Annotated in this window: 3 pseudogenes; all 3 read left to right on the plus strand. The window is 72.3% G+C overall.

Features of this window, described 5'->3' with window-relative positions:
- Positions 1-188 precede the first annotated feature (188 nt).
- Positions 189-4,523: pseudogene (locus ACJX2R_RS47015) on the plus strand (SDR family NAD(P)-dependent oxidoreductase); the annotation flags it as partial.
- A gap of 117 nt (positions 4,524-4,640) precedes the next feature.
- Positions 4,641-5,501, plus strand: a pseudogene (locus ACJX2R_RS47020) (polyketide synthase dehydratase domain-containing protein); the annotation flags it as partial.
- 72 nt (positions 5,502-5,573) lie between these two features.
- A pseudogene (locus tag ACJX2R_RS47025) lies at positions 5,574-9,077 on the plus strand (type I polyketide synthase); the annotation flags it as partial.
- Between the last annotated feature and the right edge of the window lie 141 nt (positions 9,078-9,218).

Here is a 9,218-nt window from a genome sequence, read left to right on the forward strand (position 1 = left end):
AGGCGTTCGGCCCGCTGGCGGTGGTTGACGCGCGGCCGCTGGTGCCGATCCCGGACGGGTGGAGCGATGTCGAGGCAGCGGGGGCGCCGACCGCATATCTGACCGCTCATCACGCCCTGTTCGATCTGGGCCGGGTGCGGCCGGGAGACCGGGTGCTGATTCACGCGGCGTCCGGCGGTGTGGGTATGGCGGCCGTGCATCTGGCGTTGGCGGCGGGGGCGGAGGTGTTCGCGACGGCGAGTCCGGCCAAGCAGGCCGCGGTGGCGGCGCTGGGCGTGACGCACATCGCCTCGTCGCGTACGGCGGACTTCGCCGATGAGTTCGGCCAGGTTGACGTGGTGCTGAACTCGCTGACCGGGGAACTGCTGGACGCCTCCCTGGGGATGCTGGCCGAGGGCGGCCGGTTCGTGGAACTGGGCAAGACCGATATCCGCGACCCGCGGCAGGTCCCGTTCGACTTGGGGGACTTCGCTCCCGAGTGGCTCGCGGAGAAGTGGCAGCAGGTCCTGGAGCGGATAGTGCCGCTGCCGGTCACGGTGTGGCCGGTGGCGCGGGCGGGCGAGGCGCTGCGGTTCATGAGCCAGGCCCGGCATGTCGGCAAGATCGTGCTGCGGCTGCCCGGTGTGGACGGCGGCGCGGTGCTGATCACCGGTGGGACGGGGACGTTGGGTGGTCTGGTCGCCCGGCATCTGGTGGACCGGCATGGGGTACGGGATCTGGTGCTGGCGAGCCGGTCGGGGCCGGACGCCCCCGGCGCTGATGAACTCGCCGCCGGGTTGGAGGCGGCTGGGGTGCGGGTGCGGATCGTCGCGGCGGATCTGTCCGACCGTGCCGCGGTGGACGCGCTGGTGGCGGACATCCCGGAGCTGGCCGGGGTGGTGCACGCGGCCGGGGTGCTCGAGGACACGTCGGTGACGTCGCTGACCGACGACTCGCTGGGCCGGGTGCTGGCGGCCAAGGCGGACGCCGCCTGGCATCTGCATCAGGCGACCCAGCATATGGACCTGTCGATGTTCGTGCTGTTCTCGTCCCTGGCGGGACTGCTCGGCAACCCGGGGCAGGGCAACTACGCGGCCGCCAACACCTACCTGGACGCACTCGCCGAGCACAGGAAGGCCCTCGGGCTGCCCGCGGTCTCGATTGCCTGGGGTCTGTGGGAGCCGACGAGTGCCATGACCGCCGGGGTCACGAACACCGGCCGGGCTCGGCTGGCGCGTGGCGGAGGTGTGGTGCTGGGCACCGAGCAGGCACTGGATCTGCTGGACCGGGCGCTGGCCACCGGCCGGCCGGTGGTGGCGGCGGGTCTGGACGTGGGTGCGGTGCGGAGCGCCATCGCGGCGGGGTCGTCGGTGCCGGCGGTGCTTCTTGGCTTGGGTCGTGCGCCGCGGCGGGCGGCTGTCGCTGGGGCTGGTGGTGGGGCGTTGGCGCGTCGTCTGGCCGCGTTGCCGTCGGTGGAGCATGTGCGGGTGGTGCTGGATGTGGTGCGTGAGCATGCGGCGGTGGTGCTCGGTCATGGTGATGGTGTTCCGGCTGACCGGGCGTTCCGGGATCTGGGTTTTGATTCGCTGACGGCGGTGGAGTTGCGTAACCGGCTGGCGGGGGCGTCCGGGTTGACGTTGCCGGCCACGCTGGTTTTTGACTATCCGACGCCTCGGGTGCTGGCTGAGTATCTGGTGGCGCGGGTGACTGGTGCGGCCCCGGTGGCCGCGGAGGTCGTCCCGGTCTCGGCGGCGACTGGTGATCCGATCGCGGTCGTGTCGATGGCGTGTCGTTTCCCGGGTGGGGTGGCCTCGCCGGAGGACTTGTGGCGGCTGGTCGCCGAGGGTGTGGACGCGATGGGCGACTTCCCGGCCGACCGTGGCTGGGAGACCGAACCGGCCGGATACGCGCGGGTGGGCGGTTTCCTGTCCGGCGCGGCGGACTTCGATGCGGAGTTCTTCGGGGTGTCGCCGCGTGAGGCGGTGGCGATGGATCCGCAGCAGCGGCTGCTGCTCGAGGTGTCCTGGGAGGCGCTGGAACGTGCGGGCCTGGACCCCTCGGGTCTGCGCGGCTCCGACACCGGGGTCTTCGCCGGCCTGTACTACCAGGGCTACGGCTCGCAACTGCCCGATGGCGACGGCAGCGGGTTCCGGCTGACGGGCTATTCGACGAGCGTGGCGTCGGGCCGGGTGTCCTACGCGCTGGGCCTGGAAGGTCCGGCGGTGACGGTCGATACGGCGTGTTCGTCGTCGCTGGTGGCGATGCACCTGGCCGCGCAGGCGCTGCGCAACGGCGAATGCTCACTCGCCCTGGCGGGCGGCGTGGCGGTGATGGCCACCCCGGCGGCGTTCGCGGAGTTCGCGGTGCAGGGCGGGCTGGCGGCCGATGGCCGGTGCAAGCCGTTCTCGGCCGGAGCGGACGGCACCGGCTGGGGTGAAGGCGTCGGGGTGTTGGTGCTGGAGCGGTTGTCGGAGGCGCGGCGGCTCGGGCATCCGGTGCTGGCGGTGTTGCGCGGCAGCGCGGTGAACCAGGACGGGGCGTCCAACGGCCTGTCCGCCCCCAACGGTCCCTCGCAGCAGAGGGTGATCCGGGCCGCGCTGGCCGGCGCGGGGTTGTCCGCCGCGGAAGTGGACGCGGCTGAGGCGCACGGCACCGGGACCACCCTCGGGGATCCGATTGAGGCGCAGGCGCTGCTGGCGACCTATGGGCAGGACCGGCCCGAGGACCGTCCGTTGTGGCTGGGGTCGGTGAAGTCGAACATCGGCCACACCCAGGCGGCGGCCGGTGTCGCCGGTGTGATCAAGATGGTCGAGGCGATGCGGCACGGGATGCTCCCGGCGACGCTGCACGCCGGTGAGCCGTCGCACCATGTGGACTGGACAGCCGGCGACGTACGGCTGCTGACCGAGGCGCGTCCGTGGGAGTCCGATGGGCGTCCGCGGCGGGCCGGGGTGTCCGCGTTCGGGCTCAGCGGGACCAACGCGCACGTGATCCTCGAGCAGGCCCCGGATCCGCTCCCGGAGCAGGTCTCGGACGTGGCGCCCGTGGTGACCGGCGGTGTCGTGCCGTGGGTGCTGTCGGCCCGGTCGGGTGCGGGCCTGCGGGCGCTGGCCGCCCGGCTGGCGTCGGACGTCCCGGCCGGAGCCGATATCGCGGATGTGGCGCTGTCTCTGGCGGGGGGCCGCGCGGGGCTGGAGTACCGGGCGGTGGTTCTGGGTGTTGACCGTGCGGAGTTGGATGAGGCTCTGGTGCGGGTTGAGCCGGGTGTGCCGTCGGTGTCGGGCGGTGATGTGGCTTTTGTGTTCCCGGGTCAGGGGTCGCAGTGGTTGGGAATGGGGCGGGAGTTGCTGGCTTGTTCTTCGGTGTTCGCGGAGTTCGTGGCCGAGTGTGAGCAGTTGGTGGACTTCCCGTTGCGGGACGCGCTGATCTCGGGGGTTGGGTTGGAGCGGGTGGATGTGGTTCAGCCTGCTTTGTTCGTGATGATGGTTGGTTTGGCGCGTGTATGGGAGGCGGCGGGGGTGGTGCCGTCGGCGGTGGTGGGTCATTCGCAGGGTGAGCTGGCCGCGGCGTGCTTCGCGGGGGCGTTGTCGTTGGAGGACGCTCTTGGCCTGGTCGTTGAGCGGGGGCGGGCGTTGGTGGCGTTGGCGGGCACGGGTGGGATGTTGTCGGTTTCGGCGGCTCCTGAGGTGGTCGAGGGCATGCTGGTGGACGGGTTGGGGATCGCGGCGGTCAATGCGGCCGAGCAGGTGGTGGTCTCGGGTGCGCCGGAGCCGTTGGACGCGTTGGCGGGGCGGTGTGAGGCGGCTGGGATCCGGGCCCGTCGGGTGGATGTGGACTATGCGAGTCATAACCCGTTGGTGGACTCGGTGCGGGAGCGGTTGTTGGCGGTGCGGGTGTCGCCGCGTTCGGGTCGGGTGCCGTTCTATTCGGCGGTGACTGGCACGGTGGTGGATACCGTGGATTTGGATGCCGCGTATTGGTGGCGGAATCTGCGGGAGCGGGTGCGGTTTGCGCAGACGGTGGCGTCGGTGCCGGTGGCCGGGTTCGTGGAGGTGTCCCCGCATCCGGTGTTGGTGCCGGGTATTGAGGGGCGTTGGGCGGTTGGTTCGCTGCGCCGCGATGACGGCGGTCAGCGGCGTCTGCTGAAGTCCCTGGCCGAGGCGTGGACTTACGGCGCGGCGGTGGACTGGACCCGCCTCATCACCGGGGGCAAGCCGGTCACCTTGCCGACGTATCCCTTCCAGCACCGCCGCTACTGGGTCTCCGGTGGCGGCACCGGCCGGAGCAGGGCAGGCCACCCGCTGCTGGAGTCCGCGGTGCGGCTGGCCGAGGACGCCGGCTGGGTGTGGTCGGGGCGGGTGTCGGCCGGGACGAGCCCATGGCTCGGCGATCACGTGGTGGCGGGCACGGTGCTGGCACCCGGCGCGGCGCTGGCCGAGCTGGTGTTGCACGCCGGGGATCGGGCCGGGCTGCCTGCGATCGGGGAGATCACGTTCGAGCAGCCGTTGGTGCTGGACGGCGTGGTGGATGTCCAGGTGCGAGTCGAAGACAGCCGGGCGAGCGTGTTCTCCCGTACCGGGGAGCAGTGGATCCGGCACGCCACCGCGTCCCTGGCCGACCCCGCCGACATGGTGGAAGGCCTCGAAGGGCAGTGGCCCCCGGTCGGCGCGCAGGCCCTTCCCGTCATCGACGCTTACGAGGCCATGGCGGCGCGCGGCTACGAGTACGGCCCGGCGTTCCGCGGTCTGCGAGCGGCCTGGCGGCTCGGCGAGGACCTGTACGCCGAAGTGGAACTGCCCGCCGCCGGCGAGGGCCAGGACGGGTTCGGGATCCACCCGGCGCTGCTGGACGCCGCCCTGCACGTTCTGCTCACCGCGGCCGGGGAAGGTGACGAGATCGGTTTGCCGTTCGCGTGGCGCGATGTGCGGCTCCACGCGATCGGGGCGTCGGCGCTGCGGGTGCGGCTGAGCCCGGCCGGACCGGGCGCGGTGAGTCTGCTCGCCGCCGACGGCGAAGGCCAGCCGGTGGTATCGGTCGGCGCGATGATCTCCCGCCCGGCCGAGGCGGGCCGCCTGGCACCAGCTCTGAGCGCGGGCGCGGGCCTGCTCGCCCTCGAATGGGCGCCGATGCGCATGCCGACCGGCTCGGCGGTGCGGGAGTGGGTACGCGTGGGCCCGGACCTGTCCGCGGGAACGGAGGATGGGCCGCGCTTCGCCTTGGCGGAGCCCGTCGACGTGCCGGCGGCGTTGGCCTTGGTACAGGCTTGGCTGGCCGATGAGCGTCCGGCGGGGTCGCGGCTGGCGGTCCGTACGCGTGACGCGGTTGCCGCGGTTGACGGGGATTCGGTCGCGGGGTTGGCCGTGGCGGGCGTTTGGGGCTTGGTCCGTTCGGCGATGGCCGAGCACCCCGACGCGGGTCTGGTGCTGCTGGACGACGATGGCCGTCCCGAGTCCGAGGCGATGGTTTCCGCCGCCCTGGCCACCGGGGAGCGGGAGCTGGCGCTGCGCGACGGGAAGCTGCTGGTGCCCAGGCTGCGCCGGGCGGCCTCCAGCGATGAGCCGGTCCCCGTACTCGGCCCGGACGGCACGGTGCTGGTGACCGGCGGGACCGGGACGCTGGGCGGCCTGGTCGCCCGGCATCTGGCCGTCCGGCACGAGATCCGGGACCTGGTGCTCGTCAGCCGGTCGGGGCGGAACGCGCCCGGCGCCGACGAGCTGGTCGCCGACCTCGAGGCGGCCGGGGCCCGCGTACGGATCGTCGCGGCCGACCTGGCCGACCGCGCCGTGGTTGACGCGCTCGTCGCGGACCTCCCCGACCTGACCGCCGTGGTCCACGCGGCCGGAGTGGTCGAGGACGCCCCGGTGACCGCACTGACCGAGCCGTCGCTGGACCGGGTACTGGCGTCCAAGGCGGTCTCGGCCCGGCATCTGCACGAGGCGACGGCCGACCGGAACCTGCGGATGTTCGTGCTCTTCTCGTCGCTGTCGGGCCTGCTCGGCGGCGCCGGGCAGGGCAACTACACGGCGGCCAACACCTACCTGGACGCCCTGGCCGCGCACCGGCGGGCGCAGGGCCTGCCCACCGTCTCGATCGCCTGGGGCTTCTGGGAGCAGCGCAGCACGATCGGCGCCGGCGTCACCGACGCCGACCTGGCCCGGCTGGCCCGCGTCGGAGGCACGCTGCTGCCGATCGAGCAGGCGCTGAGCCTGTTCGACCAGGCGCTGAGCGGCGGCCAGCCCGTGGTCGCCACCGGCTTGGACGTGGCCGCGGTCCGCGGCGCGATCGCCGCCGGACAGACGATGCCGGCGGTGCTCCTGGGCTTCGGCCGCGCGCCGCGCCGGACGGCCGCGGCCGGCACCGGCGGCGGCGAGCTGGCCCGCCGCCTGGCCGGGCTGGGCGAGGGCGAGCGGTCCCGCGTCCTGCTGGACCTGGTGCGCGAGCACGCCGCGGTGGTCCTCGGCCACGGCGATGCGAGCGGCATCGAGGCCGGTCAGGCGTTCCGTAACCTCGGTTTCGACTCGCTGACCGCGGTGGAGCTGCGTAACCGGCTGGCCGCGGCGGCCGGGCTGACGCTGCCGGCCACGCTGGTTTTCGACTACCCGACGCCGCAGGCTCTGGCCGAGTACCTGCTGCGGCAGGCGCTCGGCGTGGAGGAGACCGCCGGGGAAGTGATGCCGGTGCGTTCGGCGGGGGAACCGGTCGCGGTGGTGTCGATGGCCTGCCGGTTCCCGGGCGGGGTCGCCTCGCCGGAGGAACTGTGGCAGCTCGTCGTCGGCGGCACGGACGCGATGGGGGACTTCCCGGCCGACCGCGGCTGGGAAACGGAGCCCGCCGGGTATTCGCGCGTGGGCGGTTTCCTGTCCGGCGCGGCGGACTTCGATGCGGAGTTCTTCGGGATCTCGCCGCGTGAGGCGGTGGCGATGGATCCGCAGCAGCGGCTGCTGCTCGAAGTGTCCTGGGAAGCCCTGGAACGCGCGGGATTCGACCCTTCGCGGATGCGCGGCTCCGACACCGGCGTCTTCGCCGGGCTGTCCTTGCAGGACTACGCATGGCGGCTCTCCGAGGCCGACGGGGGCAGTTTCCGGCTCACCGGCAACGCGTCGAGCGTCGTATCCGGCCGGGTGGCGTTCGCGTTCGGCCTGGAGGGTCCGGCGGTGACGGTCGATACGGCGTGTTCGTCGTCGCTGGTGGCGATGCACCTGGCCGCGCAGGCGCTGCGCAACGGCGAATGTTCGTTGGCGCTGGCCGGAGGGGTCACCGTCATGGCCACCCCGACGACGATCTCGGAGTTCGCGCTGCAAGGCGGTCTGGCGGCCGACGGGCGGGTCAAGGCGTTCTCGGGTACGGCGGACGGCACGGTGTTGTCCGAGGGCGTTGGCATGGTGGTACTGGAGCGGCTGTCCGAAGCGCGACGGCTCGGGCACCCGGTGCTGGCGGTGCTGCGAGGCAGCGCGGTGAACCAGGACGGCGCGTCCAACGGCCTGTCGGCGCCGAACGGTCCGTCCCAGGAACGTGTCATCCGCCGGGCGCTGGCCGATGCCCGGCTGACCCCGGGCGATGTGGACGCGGTCGAGGGGCACGGGACCGGGACCACGCTCGGGGATCCGATTGAGGCGCAGGCGCTGCTGGCGACCTATGGGCAGGACCGGCCCGAGGACCGTCCGTTGTGGCTGGGGTCGGTGAAGTCGAACATCGGACACGCTCAGGCCGCGGCTGGGGTGGCCGGTGTGATCAAGATGGTCGAGGCACTCCGGCACGGAACGCTGCCACCGACGCTGCACGCCGACGAGCCGTCGCCGCACGTGGACTGGACGGCCGGGGATGTGCGCCTGCTGACCGAACCACGAGCCTGGGAGTCCGACGGGCGTCCCAGGCGAGCCGGCGTCTCGTCGTTCGGTATCAGCGGCACCAACGCTCATGTGATCCTCGAAGCGGCCCCGGAGCCGGTTCCCGCGCGACCCACGTCCGGCCGGCCGGTGGTGACCGGCGGAGTGGTGCCGTGGGTCTTGTCGGCCCGCTCGGGCGCGGGGCTGGCGGCGTTGGCGGGGCAGCTGGTATCGGATGTCCCGGCCGGGACCGATATCGCGGATGTGGCGGGTGCGCTGGCCGATGTCCGGGCCGGGCTGGAGTACCGGGCGGTGGTTCTGGGTGTTGACCGTGCGGAGTTGGATGAGGCTCTGGTGCGGGTTGAGCCGGGTGTTCCGTCGGTGTCGGGCGGTGATGTGGCTTTCGTGTTTCCGGGTCAGGGGTCGCAGTGGTTGGGGATGGGTCGGGAGTTGTTGGCTTGTTCTTCGGTGTTCGCGGAGTTCGTGGCCGAGTGTGAGCAGTTGGTGGACTTCCCGTTGCGGGACGCGTTGATCTCGGGGGTTGGGTTGGAGCGGGTGGATGTGGTTCAGCCTGCTTTGTTCGTGATGATGGTTGGTTTGGCGCGTGTATGGGAGGCGGCGGGGGTGGTGCCGTCGGCGGTGGTGGGTCATTCGCAGGGTGAGCTGGCCGCGGCGTGCTTCGCGGGGGCGTTGTCGTTGGAGGACGCTCTCGGTCTGGTGACCGCGCGCGGCCGGGCACTGGTGGCGTTGGCGGGCACCGGAGGGATGTTGTCGGTCGCCGCCGCTCCCGAGGTGGTCGAGGACATGTTGGCCGACGGGTTGGGGATCGCGGCGGTCAATGCGGCCGAGCAGGTGGTGGTCTCGGGTGCGCCGGAGCCGTTGGACGCGTTGGCGGCGCGATGCGACGCGTCCGGGATCCGGGCCCGTCGGGTCGATGTGGACTATGCGAGTCATAACCCGTTGGTCGAGTCGATCCGAGAGCGGTTGTTGGCGGTGCGGGTGTCGCCGCGTTCGGGTCGGGTGCCGTTCTATTCGGCGGTGACCGGCACGGTGGTGGATACCGTGGAGTTGGATGCCGCGTATTGGTGGCGGAATCTGCGGGAGCGGGTGCGGTTCGCGCAGACCGTGGCGGCGATGCCGGTGGCCGGGTTCGTGGAGGTGTCCCCGCATCCGGTGCTGGTGCCGGGTATTGAGGGGCGTTGGGCGGTTGGTTCGCTACGTCGCGACGATGGCGGTCAGCGGCGTCTGCTGAAGTCCCTGGCCGAGGCGTGGACTCACGGCGCGGCCGTGGACTGGACCCGCGTGGTTCCCCAGGGCAGTCCGATCACCTTGCCGACGTATCCCTTCCAGCACCGCCGCTATTGGGCGTCGGGTGGCGCGACGGGTCGGGGTGGTGCGGGTCATCCGCTGCTG

Source organism: Streptomyces sp. Inha503, assembly GCF_047215865.1.
GTDB lineage: Bacteria > Actinomycetota > Actinomycetes > Streptomycetales > Streptomycetaceae > Streptomyces > Streptomyces lycopersici.